The organism is Denitrificimonas halotolerans (assembly GCF_034259425.1).
Taxonomy (GTDB): Bacteria; Pseudomonadota; Gammaproteobacteria; order Pseudomonadales; family Pseudomonadaceae; genus Denitrificimonas; species Denitrificimonas halotolerans.
In genome coordinates this window covers 1-19,722 of sequence record NZ_JAXIVU010000015.1, presented here as the reverse complement: position 1 = coordinate 19,722, position 19,722 = coordinate 1, and the positions used below count along the sequence as shown (strand labels likewise).

The following is a 19,722-nucleotide window of genomic DNA, read 5'->3' as shown; positions in this document are numbered from 1 at the left end:
ATACTTGAGTGTTTTAATCAGGCTAATAGTTGACCTTTTTAGTGGGTTATAGCATAATGGGCACCTGATATTTACTTACAGCGGTATTATTTTATGCGACTGACAACTAAGGGCCGCTATGCCGTAACAGCTATGCTTGACTTGGCGTTGAATGCGCAGAAGGCACCTGTGCCGCTTGCTGATGTTTCTGAAAGGCAGGGGATATCTTTGTCTTATTTGGAGCAGTTGTTCGCTAAGTTGCGTCGTTGTGACTTGGTTAGTAGTGTGCGAGGGCCTGGCGGTGGCTACCAATTGGCGCGTGAGCCGAGTGCGATCCAAATTGTTCAGGTTATAGACGCCGTAGATGAGTCTGTTGATGCTACGCGCTGCCAAGGTGTTGGTGACTGTCAAGGTGGTGATGAGTGTTTAACCCACCGTTTATGGTGTGATTTAAGTAAGCAAATACATGATTTTTTAAGTGGCATCAGCTTGGCGGATTTGGTTGCGCGTCAAGAAATTCAAATTGTTGCACAGCGTCAGAATCAGCGCGTAGCAAATAAAATTCATGCGTCTTTTGTTGAGTAAGGCGCAGACCGTTAGGAGATTTACATGAAACTGCCGATTTATCTGGATTATTCAGCAACAACACCGGTTGATCCGCGTGTAGCGAAGAAAATGATGGAGTGCCTGACCTTAGAAGGTAACTTTGGTAATGCTGCATCGCGCTCTCATGTGTATGGTTGGCGAGCAGAAGAGGCGATTGAAAATGCGCGTCGCCAGGTTGCTGAGTTAGTTAATGCTGATCCGCGTGAAATTGTCTGGACATCAGGTGCGACAGAATCAGATAACCTTGCAATTAAAGGTGTTGCGCATTTTTATAAGAGTCGTGGCAACCATATTATTACTTCCAAGCTTGAGCATAAGGCAGTGTTGGATACGGCTCGTCAGTTGGAGCGCGAAGGTTACGAGGTGACCTACTTGGATCCAACTGAAGACGGATTGATCACTGTTGAGCAAGTTGCTGAAGCTTTGCGCGAAGATACAATTTTAGTATCGGTGATGCATGTAAATAATGAGATCGGCACTATTAATGATATCGCTGCTATTGGTGAGTTGACGCGTTCTAAAGGGGTCTTGTTCCACGTCGATGCGGCACAGTCAGCAGACAAGGTAAAAATTGACCTGAAAGAAATGAAGGTTGATTTAATGTCTTTCTCTGCACACAAAGCTTATGGTCCAAAAGGTATGGGGGCGCTGTATGTGCGCCGCAAACCACGTGTGCGTCTTGAGGCGCAAATGCATGGTGGTGGACATGAGCGTGGTATGCGTTCTGGTACGCTAGCAACGCACCAAATTGTAGGTATGGGAGAAGCCTTTGAGTTAGCTCGTCTCGAAATGGAAGAAAGCAATAAGCGTATTGCTAAATTAAGCCAGCGTTTTTACGACAAAGTGCGTGATATGGAGGAGCTTTATCTTAATGGTAGTGCTACCCAACGCGTGCCGCATAACTTGAACCTCAGTTTCAATTTTGTTGAGGGTGAGTCACTGATTATGGCGCTTAAGGATATGGCAGTATCTTCAGGTTCAGCCTGTACTTCTGCTTCGCTTGAGCCATCTTATGTGCTGCGTGCTTTAGGGCGCAGTGATGAACTGGCACACAGTTCAATTCGTTTTACTTTCGGGCGTTTTACGACCGAAGAAGAGGTTGATCATGCTGCAGGACAAATCCGTGAAGCAGTAGAGCGCCTACGTGAATTATCACCGCTGTGGGATATGCACAAAGACGGCGTTGATCTCTCTAAAGTTGAGTGGCAAGAACATTAATTTTTGCCCGTTAAAGAAGGAATACCATCATGGCATATAGTGACAAGGTCTTAGACCACTACGAGAATCCGCGTAACGTTGGCAAAATGGATGCTGATGCAGATAACGTTGGCACTGGCATGGTTGGAGCACCAGCCTGTGGTGACGTAATGCGTCTTCAAATCCAGGTTGGTGACGATGGCATCATTCAAGATGCGAAATTTAAAACTTATGGCTGTGGTTCTGCTATTGCTTCTAGTTCACTTGCAACCGAGTGGATGAAAGGTAAGAGCATTGAGGAGGCAGAGCAGATCAAAAACACCACTATTGCTGAAGAGTTGGCCCTACCACCAGTGAAAATTCACTGTTCAGTTTTAGCAGAAGATGCAATTAAAGCTGCGGTCAATGATTACAAGCAAAAGAAAGGCTTAATCAAAGAGGTTTGATATGGCAATCAGCTTAACAGAAGCCGCAGCTAATCATGTGCGGCGCTCACTTGAGAATCGTGGTCGCGGCGAAGGCATCCGTCTTGGCGTGCGTACCACGGGCTGCTCAGGTATGGCATATGTGCTTGAGTTTGTTGATGAGCTGCAGGATGGTGACGAAGTGTTCGAAAGCCATGGCATGAAAATTGTCGTTGACCCTAAGAGCCTAGCGTACATTGATGGCACTGAATTGGACTTTGTTCGTGAAGGTATCAATGAAGGGTTTAAATTCACCAATCCAAATGTGAGTGGTGAGTGCGGCTGCGGCGAGAGTTTTAATGTCTAATTCAGCGAATGCAGGACAAGTAGACTATTTTGCTATGTTCGGATTGCAGCCGAGTTTTCTGATTGACAGTAAAGCTTTGGCTGCAACGTACCGAGAGCTGGCTAAAGATGTGCATCCTGATCGTTTTGCGAGTGAATCTGCTGCTCAGCAGCGTGAGGCTGTAGAGCATGCGGCACGACTCAATGATGCTTATCAGACGTTAAAGTCGCCAACGCAGCGTGCATTATATCTACTGCGCCAACAGGCTGAGCTGCCTGAAGAAACTACGATTCAAGATGGTGAGTTTTTATTTCAGCAAATGGAATGGCGGGAGCAGCTGGAAACACTTCAAGATCAAGCTGATTTTGCTGCTATCGATAGTTTTGTGCGTGAGCTTAAGCAAGCGCGGCAGGCTATTGATATCGCTTTTGCAGAGTGTGTGCATGATTCAGAGCAGCGCATTCAAGCCGAGCGCCTAGCGCGACGTATGCAGTTCTTAGACAAGATGTTTTATGAAGTGCGTCAGTTAGAAGAGCGCTTAGACGATTAACCCAAAGCTCGCATCAGCGAGCTGTCAGATTAAAGATTCGTATGGCCTTACTACAGATTGCCGAACCTGGACAAAGCCCCTTGCCGCATCAGCACCGTCGCGCCGTAGGGATTGATTTAGGGACTACAAACTCATTAGTGGCAACCGTGCGCAGCGGTATTGCTGAAGCCTTGGCAGATGAAAATGGATGTATTGCACTGTCGTCAGCTGTGCGCTATCACGCGGATGGTCGGGTTGAAGTGGGGGGGGCTGCTCGTGAAGCAGCTGCCAGTGATCCCTATAATTGCATTTTATCCGTAAAGCGCTTAATGGGGCGCGGATTGGCTGATGTTCAGCAGCTTGGTGAGCAGTTGCCGTACCATTTTCAGGCGGGTAAGTCGCACATGCCGTTTATTGAAACGGTACAAGGGCCGAAAAGCCCTGTGGAAGTCTCCGCCCATATTTTGCAAGAGCTGCGTCAACGTGGTGAGGCTGCTTTAGGGGGGGAGTTGGTTGGTGTGGTGATCACAGTGCCCGCTTACTTTGATGATGCACAGCGCCAAGCGACTAAAGATGCTGCTCGTTTAGCGGGCTTAAATGTTTTGCGCTTGCTCAACGAGCCCACAGCAGCAGCAGTGGCCTATGGTTTAGATCAGAAAGCCGAAGGTGTGGTAGCTATCTATGATTTAGGTGGTGGTACCTTTGATGTGTCTATTTTGCGCTTAAGTGGTGGTGTTTTTGAGGTTTTAGCCACGGGCGGAGATAGCGCACTTGGCGGAGATGATTTTGATCATGTGGTTGCGAATTGGGTGATCACTCAGGCCGCTATATCCAGTGACCTGTCGCCAAGTGAGCAGCGAGATTTGTTAGAAGTAGCTTGTGCGGCGAAAGAGGCTTTGACGGCACAAGAAAACGTGGACGTTAAATATGGTGACTGGCAAGGAGTGTTAACTCGTGATGCTTTTAATGAGTTGATTGAGCCTTTAGTGCAGCGTAGTTTGCGCGCTTGCCGTCGAGCCCTGCGTGACTCCGATGTTGAGTTAGATGAAATCGAATCTGTAGTCATGGTTGGGGGATCGACTCGCGTACCTTTGGTGCGTACCCGAGTGGGAGAGTTGTTTGACTGCACACCTATGACAGATATTGATCCTGATCAAGTGGTGGCTATTGGTGCTGCGATTCAGGCTGATACTCTAGTTGGCAACAAGCGTGATGGCGATGAATTGCTGCTGTTGGATGTGACACCTTTGTCCCTTGGTTTAGAAACCATGGGGGATTTGGTGGAGAAAATTATTCCACGTAACACTACGATTCCTGTGACTCGTGCGCAGGATTTTACCACTGCGCGTGATGGTCAGACAGCGATGGTCATTCATGTTTTGCAGGGTGAGCGCGAGTTGGTGAGTGACTGCCGTTCTTTGGCGCGTTTTGAGTTGCGCGGTATTCCGCCAATGGTGGCGGGTGCAGCGAAAATTCGTGTGACCTTTCAAGTGGATGCTGACGGTTTGCTTGGCGTAACAGCTAAAGAGCTTGGTAGTGGTGTCGAAGCAAGTATTCAAGTTAAGCCGTCATATGGCTTAACGGATACTGAAATTAGCGGCATGCTTAAAGAGTCCTTTGAAAATGCGGCTCGTGATAAACAAGCGCGTGCATTACAAGAACAACGTGTTGATGCAGAGCGTTTATTAGAGACTGTACGCACTGCGTTAGAAGTCGATGCAGAGGCCTTATTGAGTGCGAAGGAGCGTTCTGATATTGCTGCCTCAATGGAAGCTTTAGAAAGTGTGCGTCATGGTGATGATGTAAACGCTATTGCACGCCATATTCAACAGCTTAATCATGCAACCAATGAGTTTGCTACACGTCGCCTTGATGCTACAGTGAAAGCTGCACTGGCTGGGCGACAATTAGATGAAATGGAGGGTTAATCCCAATGCCGCAAATTATCTTTTTGCCTCATGAAGAGCTTTGTCCAGAAGGTGCGGTCGTTGAAGCAACCCCTGGTGAAACCATTATTGATGCAGCATTGCGTAATGGTATTGAAATTGAGCATGCCTGCGAAATGTCATGTGCATGCACTACTTGTCACGTGATTGTGCGTGAGGGTTTTGGTTCGATGGATGAGTCTGATGATCTTGAAGACGATATGCTTGATAAAGCATGGGGGCTAGAACCTGATTCACGTCTATCATGTCAGGCTGTAGTTAAAGATACCGATCTTACAGTAGAGATTCCAAAGTACACCATTAACCAAGTCTCTGAGCGCCAGTAGCGGAAAGGAGTTCATTATGAAATTGAAATGGGTAGATGTGCAGGAAATTGGCATTCAGCTGAGTGATAAGCACGAAGATATCGATCCGCGCTATATAAACTTTGTTAAGTTGCGCCAGTTGGTGTTGGACCTAGAGGATTTCGATGATGATCCAGAGCGCAGTGGTGAAAAAATTCTAGAGGCAATTCAAGCTGCGTGGATCGAAGAGCTAGACTGAGTATAAAGTCGTTCTGTGTCATTTATTGCAATACAATAATGCAGGTCAGTGGCACTCTTGCTGTGATTGGCTACGCATTTCTTTTAAACCCGCGTATAATTCGCGGGTTTAGTTCTTTTAAACACTTAATATTCACTAGGAGTTCCATATGGCTGTTCAACGTACATTCTCTATCATTAAGCCTGATGCCGTTGCTAAAAACGTTGTCGGTGAAATCACTTCACGTTTTGAAAAAGCAGGTTTGCGTATTGTTGCCTCTAAAATGGTACAGCTGTCAGAGCGCGAGGCGGGTGGTTTCTATGCTGAGCACAAAGAGCGTCCTTTCTTTAAAGATCTCGTAAGCTTTATGACTTCAGGACCTGTAATTGTTCAGGTTTTAGAAGGTGAGAACGCTATTGCTTTAAATCGTGAGCTGATGGGGGCGACCAACCCTAAAGAAGCAGAGGCAGGTACAATTCGTGCGGACTTTGCTGTTTCTATTGATGAAAACGCTGTGCACGGCTCTGATTCAGAAGCTGCGGCTGCGCGTGAAATTTCATACTTCTTTGCAGCAACTGAAGTGTGTGACCGTATCCGTTAATCGTGGGTAGGTTTTGAAAAAAGGTGAATCCATGACGACTATAGCTGAAAAAGTTAATTTACTTGGTTTAACGCGCGAGCAGCTGATTGAGTTCTTTGCCTCTATTGGTGAGAAGAAGTTTCGTGCTGACCAAGTGATGAAATGGATTCACCACTTTGGTGTCGATCAGTTTTCAGATATGACGAATGTCAGTAAGGCCTTGCAGGAAAAGCTTGCAGCTTGTGCCGAAATTCGTGGTCCGGAAATTGTTAGCGAAGATATTTCTAGTGATGGTACCCGTAAATGGGTGGTGCGTGTTGCTTCAGGCAGTTGTGTAGAAACAGTCTATATCCCGCAAGGTACGCGTGGCACTTTGTGTGTTTCATCGCAAGCAGGTTGTGCTCTAGATTGCAGTTTTTGCTCTACGGGAAAGCAAGGTTTTAATAGTGATCTCACCAGTGCTGAGATCATTGGTCAAGTGTGGATAGCATCAAAGTCATTTAACTCTATACCTGCTACTGTTGACCGAGCCATTACCAACGTGGTGATGATGGGTATGGGGGAGCCGTTACTTAACTTTGAAAATGTAGTCAATGCTATGACTGTCATGCTAGATGACTTTGGATATGGTATTTCGAAACGTAAAGTGACTCTGTCAACGGCAGGTGTGGCGCCTATGATTGATAAGCTCGGAGAGCGTATTGATGTGGCTTTGGCGTTATCTTTACATGCACCTAATGATGAGTTGCGTAATAAACTTGTACCGATTAATAAAAAATACCCATTGAATGTGGTGTTGGATGCCTGTAAACGCTATATGGCAGGTTTAGGTGAGAAGCGTTACTTGACCATTGAGTATACCTTATTGAAAGATGTGAATGATTTACCAGAGCATGCAGAACAGTTGATTGAATTACTGAGAGATGTGCCATGTAAGGTGAATTTGATTCCTTTTAATCCTTTTCCACATTCAGGTTATGAGCGCCCAAGTAATAATGCGATTCGTCGCTTCCAGGACGCTTTGCATCATGCTGGTTATAGTGTCACTGTGCGCATGCCGCGAGGAGAGGATATTGATGCGGCCTGCGGTCAGTTGGTAGGACAAGTGCAAGATCGTACGCGCCGTAGTGAACGCTATATCGCTGTGCGTCAAGTCAATGGTTAATTGATTCCATTGCTGGGTCATTCGGAGGGGTGAGCATGTTGATTCGTGTTGGGTTTTTACTGGCGCTGTCGAGTGTGCTCATTGCTTGTGTGTCTAATACGACGAGTGGTCCGCTACATACATCAAACGGCCGGCACCAAGCCCTGGATGCTTATATTCAGTTGGGTATTGGTTATTTGCAGGAAGGCCTAACAGAACAGGCTAAAATACCGTTGCAGAAGGCTTTAGAACTTGACCCTAAAAGTGCTGATGCCCATGCTGCTTTAGCTGCGGTTTTTCAGCGCGAACTAGAAGTGCAGCTAGCTGAGCAGCATTATCAAAAAGCGTTAGCATTAGAAAGCCGTAATAGTCGCATTTTAAATAATTATGGCGGTTTTCTGTACGAGCAAGGTGACTTCTCAGGTGCTTATCAGAAATTTCAAGCTGCCGCGCAAGATCCCATGTATGTTGGGCGTTCTGGTGTGTTTGAAAATCTAGGGCTGACAGCGTTGCGTCTTAACGATAAAAAAATAGCGTTAGAGTACTTTCAGCGTTCTTTACGTTTAAACGCCCAACAGCCTAGCACCCTTTTAGAGACAGCACTGTTATTATACGAGCGTCAAGACTATGTGCTCGCACAAAAACATTATGAGTCTTTTACGCGATTAAGTGAGCACAACGCACGTAGCTTGTTGTTGGGTGTGCGCCTCGCAAAAATATTTCAAGATCGTACTCAAGCAACTGAATTAGGTTTGCAGCTAAAACGCTTGTACCCTGCTAGCGCTGAGTATAAACAGTATCAATCGGAGCAGTGATGACCTTAGCAACAAATGCGCAACCAGAGACCGTTGGTGACAGCCTGCGCAATGCGCGATTAACAGCTGGTTGGGCCATAAGTGATGTGGCAAAAAAACTGCACCTGACTGAAAGTACAGTGCAATCGATTGAAAGTGACCAGTTTGAACGCTTGCCTGGAACTACTTTTTCTCGGGGCTATATTCGCAGCTATGCCAAGCTGTTAGGTTTAGATGAAGCGCGAATGGCTCAGCAGTTTGATCAACAGATCGGTACAAGTGCAGACACTCACAGTGTTCAAAGCATTGATCGTGTTGGCGAGTCACGTCGAGTATCGCGTGGCATGTTTCAATTTAGCCTGCTTGTAATTTTGCTGATTATTTTTACAGCCGCTTACTATGGCTGGCAGGCCTTTAGTCAGGCGGATTCTAAAACAGATGATAGTATTGCGGCATTTGAACGTGTTGAAATCGAGCGCGCAGATGGTTCGCTGCATGTGCAAACCTTAGATGAGTCAGACGAAATTACAGTACCATCAACGCCTAGTGCAAACATAGCAAGAACAGAGGATGCCAGTGAAATGGTTGAACTGGCTGTTAAGTCTTCTACACAAGAAGCGATGCTTAAAGATAATGCAGTATTAGTAGAGGGTGCAGTTACTGAGTTGCTTTCAGAGGCTGAAGCAGTTGTAGCGGTAGCTGGTACTGATGTGGAAAGTGAATCAGAAGTTGATGCTGTGCCAGAGTTGGAGTTGGCGTCTGGTATGGGGCATGTTGAATTGAACTTTACAGATGATTGTTGGATTCGGATTGTTGATGCCAGTGGTAAAGAGGTTAAAAGCGGTTTGCAGCGTGCGGGTGACAGTGTTTCTATTACAGCTCAACCCCCATTGAATGTTCGCTTAGGTTATGCCAAAGGTGTCAGTATTATTTATAATGGCGAACCTGTTGACTTTAGCTCGTCAATTCGCGGTGCAACTGCCAGATTTAAGTTGGGCGAGTAATCATGCATAAGCAAAATTTAATAGAACGTCGTATTTCTCGAAAAATTCATGTTGGTTCTGTCGCTGTTGGTGGGGATGCTCCAATTAGCGTGCAAAGTATGACCAACACAGATACCTGTAATATCGAAGCGACTGTGGCGCAAATTTTGCGTTTAGAACAGGCTGGTGCGGATATTGTGCGTGTTTCTGTTCCGACTATGGAAGCAGCAGAAGCTTTTGGACGCATTAAAAAACAGGTGCATGCACCTTTAGTGGCCGATATTCACTTTGATCACCGTATTGCTTTACGGGTTGCTGAGTTGGGTGTTGATTGCTTGCGAATTAACCCAGGTAATATTGGCAATGAAGCGCGTGTTAAAGCTGTGGTTGATGCTGCACGTGATCGTGGTATTCCAATTCGTATTGGAGTTAATGCAGGCTCTCTAGAAAAAGATTTACAGAAAAAATATGGAGAGCCTACAGCCGAGGCTTTAGTAGAGTCTGCGCTGCGGCATGTGGAGCACCTAGATCGTTTAAATTACGCAGATTTTAAGGTCAGTGTGAAAGCATCAGATGTGTTTATGGCCGTTGCTGCTTACCGTCAGTTAGCGAAGGAAATTGAGCAGCCGCTACATTTAGGTATTACCGAGGCAGGTGGGTTACGCTCCGGCACGGTTAAATCTGCAGTAGGTTTAGGTATGTTGTTGGCTGAAGGTATTGGAGACACTATTCGTGTCTCGCTTGCAGCTGACCCTGTGGAAGAAATAAAAGTAGGCTTTGATATTTTAAAGTCATTGAAACTTCGTTCACGTGGTATTAATTTCATTGCTTGCCCAAGTTGCTCTCGACAAAATTTTGACGTGGTGAAAACCATGAATGAACTTGAAGAGCGCTTAGAGGACTTATTAGTACCTATGGATGTTGCTGTGATTGGTTGTGTGGTTAACGGTCCAGGCGAAGCAAAAGAAGTGCATGTGGGTTTGACCGGTGGTTCACCGAACCTTGTTTATATCGACGGTAAGCCTGCACAGAAACTAACTAATGAACATTTGGTGGATGAACTTGAAGCGCTAATCCGTAAGCGCGCAAGTGAAAAAGTCGCAGCAGATGCGGCGTTAATTGTCCGCGGTTAATCATCAAGGAATTTTTGTGAGTAAACCATTGCAAGCCATCCGTGGCATGAATGATATTTTGCCTGAGCAAACCCCGCTGTGGCGTTATTTTGAAAAAACAGTCGCAGACTTATTGGATGGCTACGGCTATCGTCAAATTCGTATGCCTATTGTTGAGTTTACCGAACTGTTTAAGCGTTCAATTGGTGAGGTGACTGACATTGTTGAAAAAGAAATGTATACCTTTGCGGATCGTAATGGTGATTCTTTAACTTTACGTCCAGAAGGCACTGCGAGCTGTGTTAGGGCAGTGATGCAGCACAGTTTGGCTGGTGGCGGTCAGGTGCAAAAACTTTGGTATCAAGGCCCTATGTTTCGTCATGAGCGTCCGCAAAAGGGCCGCTATCGCCAGTTTCATCAGATTGGTGTGGAAACATTTAATTTAGCAGGACCAGATGTGGATGCTGAATTAATTGTTTTAACATGGCGTTTGTGGAAGAAATTGGGGATCAGTGAGCATGTTAAGTTAGAGCTTAACAGCTTAGGTACCTCTGCGACTCGTACGGTGTATCGTGAGGCTTTGGTTGAATACCTACAGGGATGTTACGACGAATTAGATGAGGACAGCCAACGCCGCGTGTTGAGTAATCCTTTGCGCGTGCTAGACAGTAAAAATCCAGATACGCAAGCTTTGTTAATGGATGCGCCACAGTTGGAGGACTATTTGGATGAGAACTCCCAAACTCACTTTGCTGGGTTACGTGCTCGTCTGGACGCGGCTGGGGTTCCCTATGTGATCAACCCACGTCTGGTTCGAGGCTTGGATTATTATAGCGAAACAGTTTTTGAGTGGGTTACCGATCAATTAGGCGCTCAAGGTACTGTATGTGCGGGGGGGCGTTATGATGGCCTAGTCGAACAAATGGGTGGGCGTGCAACACCTGCAGTAGGTTTTGCTATGGGGATTGAGCGTTTAATTTTAATGCTTGAGACTTTGGGTAAAATTCCTGAAGCATTATCACGCCAAGTGGATGTCTATTTTTGTGCTTTTGGTGAGGCCAGTGAATTGGCTGCGTTAAATTTGGCTGAACGCTTACGAGATGAGTTGCCGCAGTTGCGCTTACAGGTGAATGCGGGCGCTGGTAGCTTTAAAAGCCAGTTTAAAAAAGCTGACAAAAGTGGCGCATTATATGCATTAATATTGGGTGATAATGAGTTAGAGTCTAATACTGTTGCAGTCAAACCGTTACGGACTGACGCTGAACAACAGTCGGTAGCCTGGGATGTATTAAGCGAGCATTTACGCAACAACTTGTGTGATGACGCAGCATTGAACTAATAGGAGTTTCAGCGTGAGCGACTACAGCGAAGAAGAACAAATTGCGCGGATTAAAGAGTGGTGGCAGCGCAACGGTAAGCCGCTGCTGGCAGGCGGCGCATTAGCGCTTGTCTTAGTATTTGGTTGGCAGGCTTGGCAAAAGCATCAAGCCAATCAGAGTGCAACAGTATCTATGTTGTATCAGCAGTTACTAGAGGTAGCGTTGTTACCGAGAGATCAAGTGGATTCTCAGCGTGTTGCACAGTTATTAACTGAACTAAAAAAAATTCAGGCTAACAGTGCTTACACACAATATGCACGATTATTAGCTGCTAAAGTGGCGGTGGATAGTAACCAGTTAGATGATGCAGTATTGGAGTTGCAAGGTATTTTAGATAAGCCGGCTGATGAAACGCTAGAAGAGCTTGCTCGTCAGCGCTTAGCTCGCGTATTCCTTGCACAAAAAAAAGCTGAAAAAGCATTGAAGTTATTGGATACCCAAGTGTTACCGGCCTATGCTGCAACGCGTGAAGAGCTGCGTGGTGATGCATTGGTTGCTTTACAGCGGCCAGCAGACGCTCGAGCAGCTTATGAAAAAGCGCAAAAGTCGCTTGCTTCTGATGCGGCAACAGGCGCTTTATTGATGAAACTCGACAATCTAAGTGAAAAGGATGCCTAACTTGAAAAAGTACAAGTATATGGCAGTGCTAGTTTTAGCGCTGTTTGCAGTGGGTTGCAGCAGCACCAGTAAAAAAGAATTGAAACCCCAAGCGCTGGAAAAAATAACCACTGAAGTCTCACTGAAGAAAGAGTGGAGTAAGTCTGTTGGCGCAGGGCAAGGTAGGTTGTGGAATAACTTAGCTCCAGCAGTTGATGGTAACCAGATTTATACAGCAGATGTGAAGGGGCGGGTAATGGCTCTGGATCGTTTTACTGGAAAAACGCTTTGGACTCGTAAGCTCAAACTAGACGTTTCTGGCGGTGTAGGCGCAGCATCTGGAATGGTTTTGTTAGGCACTCTAGCGGGTGATGTTATTGCTTTAGATGCCGCTACAGGTGAAGACCTTTGGCGCAGTAAAGTGAGTAGCGAAGTATTATCAGCTCCAGTAACGAACGGTGATGTAGTTGTAGTGCAAACTCAAGATGATCGTTTAATTGGTTTGGAGGCGCAGTCAGGACAGCAGCGTTGGATTTACGAAAGTACTCCTGCTGTTTTGACTTTACGTGGTAGTGGCACTCCTATTGTGACTGACTATGTTGCTTATGCGGGATTGTCCACAGGTAAAGTTGTCGCTATTGATACCCAGCGTGGTTTGCCTGTGTGGGAACAACGTATTGCTATACCTACAGGGCGCACAGAATTAGAGCGAATGGTGGATATTGATGGCGACTTGCTACTTAGTGGTAATGTTTTATATGTTGTCAGTTACCAAGGGCGTTTAGCCGGACTTGACCCGCAAAGTGGCCAAGTACTTTGGCAACGTGAAGCCTCTAGCTACGTGGGCGTGGCTGAAGGTTATGGTAATGCTTATGTAAGTTTAGCGGATGGCGTGATAGAAAGTGTTGATGAGCGTTCAGCAACGGCGATGTGGAGTAATACAGATTTAATGCGTCGTCAGTTAACGGCTCCCGCGGTGTTTTCCAGTTACATAGCTGTCGCTGATTTAGAGGGTTACTTGCACGTGCTCAGCCAAGTTGATGGGCGTTTTGTGGCCCGTACAAAAGTTGATGGTAAAGGTGTACGTGTACAACCTTTAGTCGTCGGTGGCTGGATGTATGTTTATGGAAATGGTGGCAAGTTAGTTGCCCTGACCATTAAGTAAGAGTTAGGTAGGCGAGAGACCTGTCTAGCTAAGCGTTTGGCCGCTGTCGTTAGATCGACAGCGGCCTTTGTGTTTTATGAATTATCGCTGGAGGAGCCAATGGTTCCCGTAATTGCTCTGGTGGGCCGACCAAATGTTGGCAAATCGACGTTGTTTAACCGCCTGACTAAATCCCGCGATGCGATTGTAGGCGATATTCCCGGTCTAACGCGTGACCGCCAATATGGTGAAGCGCAGTGGCAGGGTCGCAGTTATATTTTGATCGATACCGGTGGTATTACCGGTGACGAGGAAGGTATTGATGCCAAAATGGCCGAACAGTCGCTACTCGCGATTGAAGAAGCGGATGTGGTGCTGTTTTTAGTTGATGCGCGTGATGGCTTATGTCCTGCGGATCAGATGATTGCAGAACATCTACGTAAGCGTAATAAAATTTCATTGGTTGTAGTCAACAAGGTTGACCATCTTGATGAGAATATTGCATTGGCTGAATTCAGTCCTCTGGGGTTAGGAGACTCTGTAGCCATTGCAGCAGCTCATGGCCGTGGTATTAATCCGATGTTGGAATTCACCTTGGGTCAATTCCCAAAGGATCCTGTATTTGAGCTCGAAGATTTTTCCACTATTGAGGAAGGGCAAGAGCTTAAGCGTATTCCTGGGCCGGATGAAAAAGACGGGATTAAAATCGCTATTATTGGGCGTCCCAATGTGGGTAAGTCTACCTTAGTGAACCGTATGCTCGGTGAAGAACGTGTAGTGGTTTACGACCAACCTGGTACGACGCGAGACAGTATTTATATTCCTTTTGAACGGGGTGAAGAAAAGTACACTTTAATTGATACTGCAGGTGTGCGCCGTCGTGGTCGCATTTCTGAAGATGTTGAAAAGTTTTCGGTCGTTAAAAGCTTGCAGGCCATTAAAGATTCTAACGTAGTGATTTTTGTCATGGACGCCCGAGAAGGGGTGGTGGATCATGATTTGAACTTACTGGGTTTTGCGTTAGAGTCGGGCCGTGCAATTGTTATTGCCCTTAATAAATGGGATGGCATGCATCCTAGCGAGCGTGAGTACGCAAAAAAAGAACTTGAGCGACGCTTGTATTTTGTTGATTTTGCAGACATTCATTTTATTTCAGCTTTACACGGTACCGGGGTTGGGCATTTATATAAATCAGTACAAAATGCTTTTGCTTCAGCTGTGACTCGTTGGCCGACCAATCGTTTAACTCAAATCCTAGAAGATGCAGTTCGTGAGCATCAACCGCCAATGATTGCTGGTCGTCGCATTAAGTTGCGTTACGCTCACTTGGGTGGTGCGAATCCACCATTGATTGTGATCCACGGCAACCAAGTTGATTCAGTGCCTAAAGGCTATATGCGTTATTTAGAGAATACCTATCGGCGTGTATTGAAGCTGGTAGGTACGCCTATCCGTATTGAGTTTAAAGGTGGTGAAAACCCATACGAAGGTAAAAAAAATAAGCTCACTGATCGACAAGTGAATAAAAAACGCCGTCTCATTGCTAATAAGAAAAAGCAAGAGAAACGTAAAAAGAAGAAATAAAGTGATGCATAAGCCAGATTCTGCGAGCAGTATCTGGCTTTTTTTTGACCATAAAGTTTATGTGGGAGAATTAACTTTGTGGATTGATTGACGCTGCTACAGAGAATTGCCAACATGGTCTTAGTCACAATGTCTTAATAAGGCTTGGTGCGAGTTACATTTTGTGCAGGCTGAACAGCCGAAAGTGAGTAAAAATAATAATGTCCGATGCAACTCCAAAACCTGATTTACGACTCGCTTTATTGCAAGGTCCTTTGGTATGGCATGATAAGCAAGCGAATTTAGAGTATTTCAGTCAATTATTTAAAAGCCTGAATCCTGTTGATTTGGTATTACTACCCGAGATGTTTAACACAGGGTTTACGATGGACTCAGCATCACAAGCAGAGTCGGAAATGGGAATCACCATTCAGTGGCTATTGCAACATGCAAGTGATTTAAATGTGGTGCTTTGTGGTAGCTTAATTGTGAAGGTGGCTGAAGGCGATTATCGCAACCGGCTAATTTGGGCACGTCCAGATGGTAGTTTTGAATATTATGATAAGCGTCATTTATTTCGCATGGCTGGCGAACATAAACGCTTTACGGCTGGAGAAAAGCAATTGCAAGTAGAGCTTAACGGCTGGCGCATTCGGCCACTGATTTGTTATGACTTGCGCTTTCCTGTATGGAGCCGCGATGCTCAAGATACGGATCTGTTGTTTTACTTGGCCTGTTGGCCTGCAGCTCGCCGTGCTGCATGGAACCGTTTATTGCCAGCGCGGGCAATTGAGAATTTGTGTTACGTTGCTGCAGTGAATCGTACAGGGCAGGATAATAAAGGCCATCAATATGCTGGGGATAGTCAAGTATTAGACTTTATGGGTGAAACATTGCTGCATGCTGCTGACCAGCAAGGTGTATTTTACTGCAGTTTACAAGCTGAACCTTTGGAACAATTCAAACAACGCTTTCCCGCTTATTTAGATGCTGATGAGTTTGTTTTCGAGATATAGAGAGTTTTAAAAATCTAGTACTGAGTACATAGGTATTTTTAGTGTCTAAAGGTGCGTCATTATTGGCTTCAGTTATGTCGATTTATTCAGCATGACATGTAAGTTGGGTTGAAATCTTTGTTAATATAGCGCTAATACACAAACAAGCTTAGAGTTTTTTCTACTAAATGTGTATGTTGGTGTTGTGGGACAGTATAAAATTTATATTTTTGCGTAGCACATTGCATCAAACTGCAGTGTGTTTACGTGTGTAGGGTTGTGAAGCCCTTTTTCATTTAACTGCTTTGGAGTACACATATCTTATGGATATCGGTCTACGTGAATGGCTATTTGTTATCGGCATTATTGTCATTGTCGCCGTTTTATTTGATGGCTGGAGACGTATGAGCGGTAATAAAAGTAATCTTAAGTTTCGGTTAGATCGTAACTTGGCTGACTTACCTGAAGAGGAAAACCCTGAGATTTTAGGTCCTGTACGCAAAGTGGAAAAGCGAGAGCCTTCTTTAACGGCCAATAGTGACTTTGAGTCAGGTTTGCAAGCTGATACTCCTACCTCAAATAAAAGGGTAGAGGATGTTACTGTCGATCGCGTTGAGCCGGATATTGATGATCTAGTGAACCCTTACGATGAAGAGATAGAGGGTTCTGTAGAGGAAGAGAAAGGCATGGGGGATTACGATGAAATTTTAATCATTCATGTGGTATCTCGTGACCCAGAAGGATTTAAGGGGCCTGCTTTATTGCAAAGTATCTTAGAGAGTGGGCTACGCTTTGGTGCCATGGATATTTTTCATCGTCATGAAAGTATGACAGGTAATGGGGAGAAATTATTCTCCATGGCTAACGCACTGAACCCAGGGACTTTTGATTTGGATGATATGGATATGTTCAGTACTCGTGCGGTGTGTTTCTTTATGGGATTGCCAGGCCCGCGCAACAGTCGTCAAGCATTTGACTTAATGATAGCCGCCGCTCGTAAATTAGCAAAAGAGCTAGATGGTGACCTAAAAGATGATCATCGTAGTGTTCTAACTGCGCAGACTATTGAGCATTATCGCCAACGGATTTCTGATTTTGAGCGACAGCAGTTAACTCAGAAACTATAATGACTGTCATTCGTCTTGTTTAAAAAGGGCAGCTTACGCTGCTCTTTTTGTTTGGATATAGGCTATGAATTCAAATCACAGTACAGCTAAACGTATACTTCAGTTGCGTGAGGCAATTGAGAAGCATGATTACAGTTACTATGTGTTAGATGCTCCCACTGTGCCTGATAGTGAGTATGATCGACTCTTCAATGAGCTGCGCGAGCTTGAAACACAACAGCCTGAACTGATCACTGCAGACTCACCGACACGGCGTGTATCTGGCCAGCCTTTAGACACTTTTCAACAAGTGCAGCACCAAGTACCTATGTTGAGTTTAGGTAACGCATTTGCTGCTGAGCAGGTATTGGATTTTGCTCAGCGCGTCGAACAGTCATTGAAGCAAGCAAGTGATGATTTGTTTAGCGTAGCAAAGGTTGAATATTGTTGTGAGCCGAAACTGGACGGTTTAGCAGTTAGTATCAGTTATGAGCAAGGGGTGTTAACCCGCGCTGCTACTCGTGGTGATGGACAAACGGGTGAGGATATTACAGCAAATGTGCGCACTATACGTAATGTGCCTTTGAAACTGCAGGGTAAAGGGTGGCCTGAACTACTGGAAGTGCGTGGCGAGGTCTACATGCCTAAGCAAGGCTTCGCGGATTTAAATGAGCGTGTCTTAGCTGCTGGAAGCAAACCTTTTGCCAATCCGCGGAATGCTGCAGCCGGTAGCCTGCGTCAGTTGGATGCAAAAATTACAGCTACGCGCCCATTAGAGTTTTGTTGCTATGGTACCAGTACCGAAGGGTTGGCGGAGAGTCATAGTGAAACCCTACAACGTTTACGCGAATGGGGCATCAGCATCAGTCCAGAACTTAAAGTAATGGACAGTATTGAAGATTGTCTAGCTTACTATGCAGATATTGGTGCGCGTCGTACACAGTTACCATATGATATTGATGGCGTAGTATTTAAAGTCAATGCCTTAATACAACAGCAGAGTTTAGGCTTTCGGGCCCGTGAGCCGCGGTGGGCCATTGCTTATAAATATGCAGCACAAGAAGAAATTACCGAACTATTAGATGTTGAGTTTCAGGTTGGACGCACTGGTGCGGTCACGCCGGTTGCACGTTTAAAACCTGTGCATGTGGGGGGGGTGATGGTGTCTAATGCGACCTTGCATAATATGGATGAGGTCGCTCGTTTAGGTGTAATGATTGGTGATCAAGTGATCGTTCGTCGTGCCGGTGATGTGATCCCGCAAATTACCCAGGTTGTCTTGGAACGTCGTTCTGAGCATGTTCAACCAGTGCAGATTCCAACTCAGTGCCCTGTATGTGGGGCTAAGGTGGAGCGTACTCAGCTGGTGCGACGGAGTAAAAGCAAGCAAGTCTTGAGTGATGGAGCAGTTTGGCGTTGTATGGGCCGTTTAAGCTGTCAAGCACAGTTGCAGCAAGCATTACTGCACTTTGTTTCACGTCGTGCGATGGATATTGATGGTCTAGGCGAAAAAATCATTGAACAATTGGTGACTCGTAAGCTGGTTGCCTCCCCAGCAGATTTATACCGCCTCACCTATGAGCAAGTGATTGAGCTGGATGGCTTTGCCGATGTGTCTGCGAGCAATTTGTTAGCAGCTATTGCGCAGAGTAAAGAGCCGACTTTAGCACGCTTAATTTTTGCGTTGGGGATTCCTGATGTGGGCGAGGAAACAGCTAAAGTGCTTGCGCGTGCGTTGGGTTCTTTACAGCGGATTCGAAAAGCCTATCCGCAAACTTTATTGTGGCTGCCTGAAATTGGTCTAGAAGTGGCGCATGAGATTGCAAGCTTTTTTTCCGATGAGCACAATCAAAGTGTTTTGACTGAATTGTTAGAACTGAATGTACAGCCTATAGATGAAGGTGAGCCTGAACCGCAGTTTCAAGGTTTTACCACTTTGGCAGGCTTTATTGAACAGTTTAATATCGCAGGCGTAGCACGGACGACTGCGCAACGCTTAGCAGAACATTTTAAAAGTGTTGACGCTGTGTTCGCTGCTGACTGGCTAGCATTATCAAGCATAGATCGAATATCCAAAAATGCTGCGCAAGCTGTCGAAAGGTTTATTCAGCAAGGAGGCCAGCGTGAGCAGGCTTTACAGCTTGAACAGCAGCTTTTGGACTTTGGTATGCATTGGTCTTGTCAGAGTAAAACTGTGCAGGCAGCCCCTTTAACTAATCAAACTTGGGTGCTGACAGGAACGTTAGAGACTTTAACACGTACACAAGCAAAAACACGTTTAGAGTTGTTGGGGGCTAAAGTGGCAGGTTCAGTCTCTGCAAAAACCAGTTGTGTTGTAGCAGGAGCAAATGCTGGTTCTAAATTAGTACGGGCACAAGAACTCAATATAACAGTGCTGGATGAGGCCGAGTTTTTAGAAAAAATAGCTGAGTTGGAAGGCTAGAAATATTTAGTCATATATTGACTGATTAGACTTTCGTTGGATTGTTTAGGAAAGCTACTCGGTTACTATCGAAAGCGTCTACCTCCTGCGAGATGACAACTTCATGCGTAAAATATTCCTTCCCCATGGAATATTGTTTAGACGGCCGTCCAGGCCGTCTTTTTTATTGTTTTAGCGATGCTTACCACTTATGCGGTTTGACATCCTCCCCGACCTAAAGGACGGGGATTCCTACTGCTAGACGACCATGCCCGACCGCGAGAATGTTACGTGCCGCGTTGATATCGCGATAGTGGGTAACACCGCACCCACTGCACGTCCATTCTCATATTCCAAGTCCTGCGATACCTTTC

General features: G+C 45.6%; 20 protein-coding genes and 1 pseudogene. 20 read left to right on the top strand and 1 reads right to left on the bottom strand.

Going from position 1 to position 19,722, the window contains the following annotated elements; genetic code table 11:
• Positions 1-93: 93 nt before the first annotated feature.
• The 20 genes from iscR (at position 94) to ligA (ending at position 19,369) form a co-directional block, all read left to right on the top strand.
• Positions 94-564 carry a Fe-S cluster assembly transcriptional regulator IscR gene (gene iscR, locus TOI97_RS10265; protein ID WP_321554034.1) on the top strand — a complete coding sequence of 157 codons (471 nt, stop codon included), beginning with the start codon at positions 94-96 and terminating at the stop codon, positions 562-564.
• A 24-nt stretch (positions 565-588) separates the two neighbouring features.
• Complete coding sequence (locus tag TOI97_RS10260; RefSeq protein WP_321554033.1) at positions 589-1,803, top strand: IscS subfamily cysteine desulfurase; 1,215 nt, start codon at positions 589-591, stop codon at positions 1,801-1,803.
• Positions 1,804-1,832: 29 nt separating this feature from the next.
• Positions 1,833-2,228: a Fe-S cluster assembly scaffold IscU gene (gene iscU / locus TOI97_RS10255; protein ID WP_321554032.1), complete on the top strand. Its 396-nt coding sequence runs from the start codon at positions 1,833-1,835 to the stop codon at positions 2,226-2,228.
• Between the two features lies 1 nt (position 2,229).
• On the top strand, positions 2,230-2,553 hold the full coding sequence (iscA, locus tag TOI97_RS10250) for an iron-sulfur cluster assembly protein IscA (protein ID WP_321554031.1): 324 nt from the start codon (positions 2,230-2,232) through the stop codon (positions 2,551-2,553).
• Entirely contained in the window at positions 2,546-3,082 is a 537-nt protein-coding gene (gene hscB / locus TOI97_RS10245) for a co-chaperone HscB (protein WP_321554030.1), read from the top strand. The genes iscA and hscB overlap by 8 nt, the downstream gene beginning before the upstream one ends.
• 41 nt (positions 3,083-3,123) lie before the next feature.
• Positions 3,124-4,989 (top strand): Fe-S protein assembly chaperone HscA, encoded by a 1,866-nt coding sequence (gene hscA / locus TOI97_RS10240; protein WP_321554029.1) that lies wholly within the window; start codon positions 3,124-3,126, stop codon positions 4,987-4,989.
• A 5-nt stretch (positions 4,990-4,994) separates the two neighbouring features.
• On the top strand, positions 4,995-5,333 hold the full coding sequence (fdx, locus tag TOI97_RS10235) for an ISC system 2Fe-2S type ferredoxin (RefSeq protein ID WP_321554028.1): 339 nt from the start codon (positions 4,995-4,997) through the stop codon (positions 5,331-5,333).
• Positions 5,334-5,349: 16 nt separating this feature from the next.
• Entirely contained in the window at positions 5,350-5,550 is a 201-nt protein-coding gene (gene iscX / locus TOI97_RS10230) for a Fe-S cluster assembly protein IscX (protein ID WP_321554027.1), read from the top strand.
• A 148-nt stretch (positions 5,551-5,698) separates the two neighbouring features.
• The gene (ndk, locus tag TOI97_RS10225) at positions 5,699-6,130 is read left to right on the top strand and encodes a nucleoside-diphosphate kinase (protein ID WP_321554026.1); all 432 of its coding nucleotides are present in this window, start codon (positions 5,699-5,701) and stop codon (positions 6,128-6,130) included.
• Between the two features lie 31 nt (positions 6,131-6,161).
• Positions 6,162-7,274, top strand: coding sequence for a 23S rRNA (adenine(2503)-C(2))-methyltransferase RlmN (gene rlmN / locus TOI97_RS10220; protein ID WP_321554025.1), 1,113 nt, complete (start codon positions 6,162-6,164; stop codon positions 7,272-7,274).
• Positions 7,275-7,309: 35 nt separating this feature from the next.
• Positions 7,310-8,068: a type IV pilus biogenesis/stability protein PilW gene (gene pilW / locus TOI97_RS10215; RefSeq protein WP_321554024.1), complete on the top strand. Its 759-nt coding sequence runs from the start codon at positions 7,310-7,312 to the stop codon at positions 8,066-8,068.
• Positions 8,068-9,051 (top strand): RodZ family helix-turn-helix domain-containing protein, encoded by a 984-nt coding sequence (locus tag TOI97_RS10210; protein WP_321554023.1) that lies wholly within the window; start codon positions 8,068-8,070, stop codon positions 9,049-9,051. The genes pilW and TOI97_RS10210 overlap by 1 nt, the downstream gene beginning before the upstream one ends.
• Before the next feature lie 2 nt (positions 9,052-9,053).
• On the top strand, positions 9,054-10,163 hold the full coding sequence (gene ispG, locus TOI97_RS10205; protein ID WP_321554022.1) for a flavodoxin-dependent (E)-4-hydroxy-3-methylbut-2-enyl-diphosphate synthase: 1,110 nt from the start codon (positions 9,054-9,056) through the stop codon (positions 10,161-10,163).
• Positions 10,164-10,179: 16 nt separating this feature from the next.
• A complete protein-coding gene (gene hisS, locus TOI97_RS10200; RefSeq protein WP_321554021.1) occupies positions 10,180-11,481 on the top strand; it encodes a histidine--tRNA ligase in 1,302 nt (433 codons plus the stop codon).
• A gap of 13 nt (positions 11,482-11,494) precedes the next feature.
• Complete coding sequence (locus TOI97_RS10195) at positions 11,495-12,139, top strand: YfgM family protein (protein ID WP_321554020.1); 645 nt, start codon at positions 11,495-11,497, stop codon at positions 12,137-12,139.
• The gene (gene bamB / locus TOI97_RS10190) at positions 12,132-13,283 is read left to right on the top strand and encodes an outer membrane protein assembly factor BamB (RefSeq protein ID WP_321554019.1); all 1,152 of its coding nucleotides are present in this window, start codon (positions 12,132-12,134) and stop codon (positions 13,281-13,283) included. Before TOI97_RS10195 ends, bamB begins: the two co-directional genes overlap by 8 nt.
• A gap of 99 nt (positions 13,284-13,382) precedes the next feature.
• Positions 13,383-14,846, top strand: a complete 1,464-nt coding sequence (gene der, locus TOI97_RS10185; RefSeq protein WP_321554018.1) for a ribosome biogenesis GTPase Der — start codon at positions 13,383-13,385, stop codon at positions 14,844-14,846.
• 200 nt (positions 14,847-15,046) lie between these two features.
• A complete protein-coding gene (locus TOI97_RS10180) occupies positions 15,047-15,841 on the top strand; it encodes an amidohydrolase (RefSeq protein WP_321554017.1) in 795 nt (264 codons plus the stop codon).
• A 302-nt stretch (positions 15,842-16,143) separates the two neighbouring features.
• On the top strand, positions 16,144-16,947 hold the full coding sequence (gene zipA / locus TOI97_RS10175; protein ID WP_321554016.1) for a cell division protein ZipA: 804 nt from the start codon (positions 16,144-16,146) through the stop codon (positions 16,945-16,947).
• A gap of 64 nt (positions 16,948-17,011) precedes the next feature.
• A complete protein-coding gene (gene ligA, locus TOI97_RS10170) occupies positions 17,012-19,369 on the top strand; it encodes an NAD-dependent DNA ligase LigA (RefSeq protein WP_321554015.1) in 2,358 nt (785 codons plus the stop codon).
• 214 nt (positions 19,370-19,583) lie between these two features.
• Here the strand turns inward: ligA and TOI97_RS10165 are convergent.
• Positions 19,584-19,691: pseudogene (locus TOI97_RS10165) on the bottom strand (zinc ribbon domain-containing protein); the annotation flags it as partial.
• Positions 19,692-19,722 lie beyond the last annotated feature (31 nt).

Coding starts and splice junctions, on each gene's coding strand:
- der (WP_321554018.1), top strand. CDS start 13,383: ATGGTTCCCGTAATTGCTCTGGTGGGCCGACCAAATGTTGGCAAATCG.
- TOI97_RS10210 (WP_321554023.1), top strand. CDS start 8,068: ATGACCTTAGCAACAAATGCGCAACCAGAGACCGTTGGTGACAGCCTG.
- iscA (WP_321554031.1), top strand. CDS start 2,230: ATGGCAATCAGCTTAACAGAAGCCGCAGCTAATCATGTGCGGCGCTCA.
- hscA (WP_321554029.1), top strand. CDS start 3,124: ATGGCCTTACTACAGATTGCCGAACCTGGACAAAGCCCCTTGCCGCAT.
- hscB (WP_321554030.1), top strand. CDS start 2,546: ATGTCTAATTCAGCGAATGCAGGACAAGTAGACTATTTTGCTATGTTC.
- ispG (WP_321554022.1), top strand. CDS start 9,054: ATGCATAAGCAAAATTTAATAGAACGTCGTATTTCTCGAAAAATTCAT.
- pilW (WP_321554024.1), top strand. CDS start 7,310: ATGTTGATTCGTGTTGGGTTTTTACTGGCGCTGTCGAGTGTGCTCATT.
- zipA (WP_321554016.1), top strand. CDS start 16,144: ATGGATATCGGTCTACGTGAATGGCTATTTGTTATCGGCATTATTGTC.
- rlmN (WP_321554025.1), top strand. CDS start 6,162: ATGACGACTATAGCTGAAAAAGTTAATTTACTTGGTTTAACGCGCGAG.
- ndk (WP_321554026.1), top strand. CDS start 5,699: ATGGCTGTTCAACGTACATTCTCTATCATTAAGCCTGATGCCGTTGCT.
- ligA (WP_321554015.1), top strand. CDS start 17,012: ATGAATTCAAATCACAGTACAGCTAAACGTATACTTCAGTTGCGTGAG.
- TOI97_RS10180 (WP_321554017.1), top strand. CDS start 15,047: ATGTCCGATGCAACTCCAAAACCTGATTTACGACTCGCTTTATTGCAA.
- bamB (WP_321554019.1), top strand. CDS start 12,132: ATGCCTAACTTGAAAAAGTACAAGTATATGGCAGTGCTAGTTTTAGCG.
- iscX (WP_321554027.1), top strand. CDS start 5,350: ATGAAATTGAAATGGGTAGATGTGCAGGAAATTGGCATTCAGCTGAGT.
- iscR (WP_321554034.1), top strand. CDS start 94: ATGCGACTGACAACTAAGGGCCGCTATGCCGTAACAGCTATGCTTGAC.
- TOI97_RS10260 (WP_321554033.1), top strand. CDS start 589: ATGAAACTGCCGATTTATCTGGATTATTCAGCAACAACACCGGTTGAT.
- fdx (WP_321554028.1), top strand. CDS start 4,995: ATGCCGCAAATTATCTTTTTGCCTCATGAAGAGCTTTGTCCAGAAGGT.
- iscU (WP_321554032.1), top strand. CDS start 1,833: ATGGCATATAGTGACAAGGTCTTAGACCACTACGAGAATCCGCGTAAC.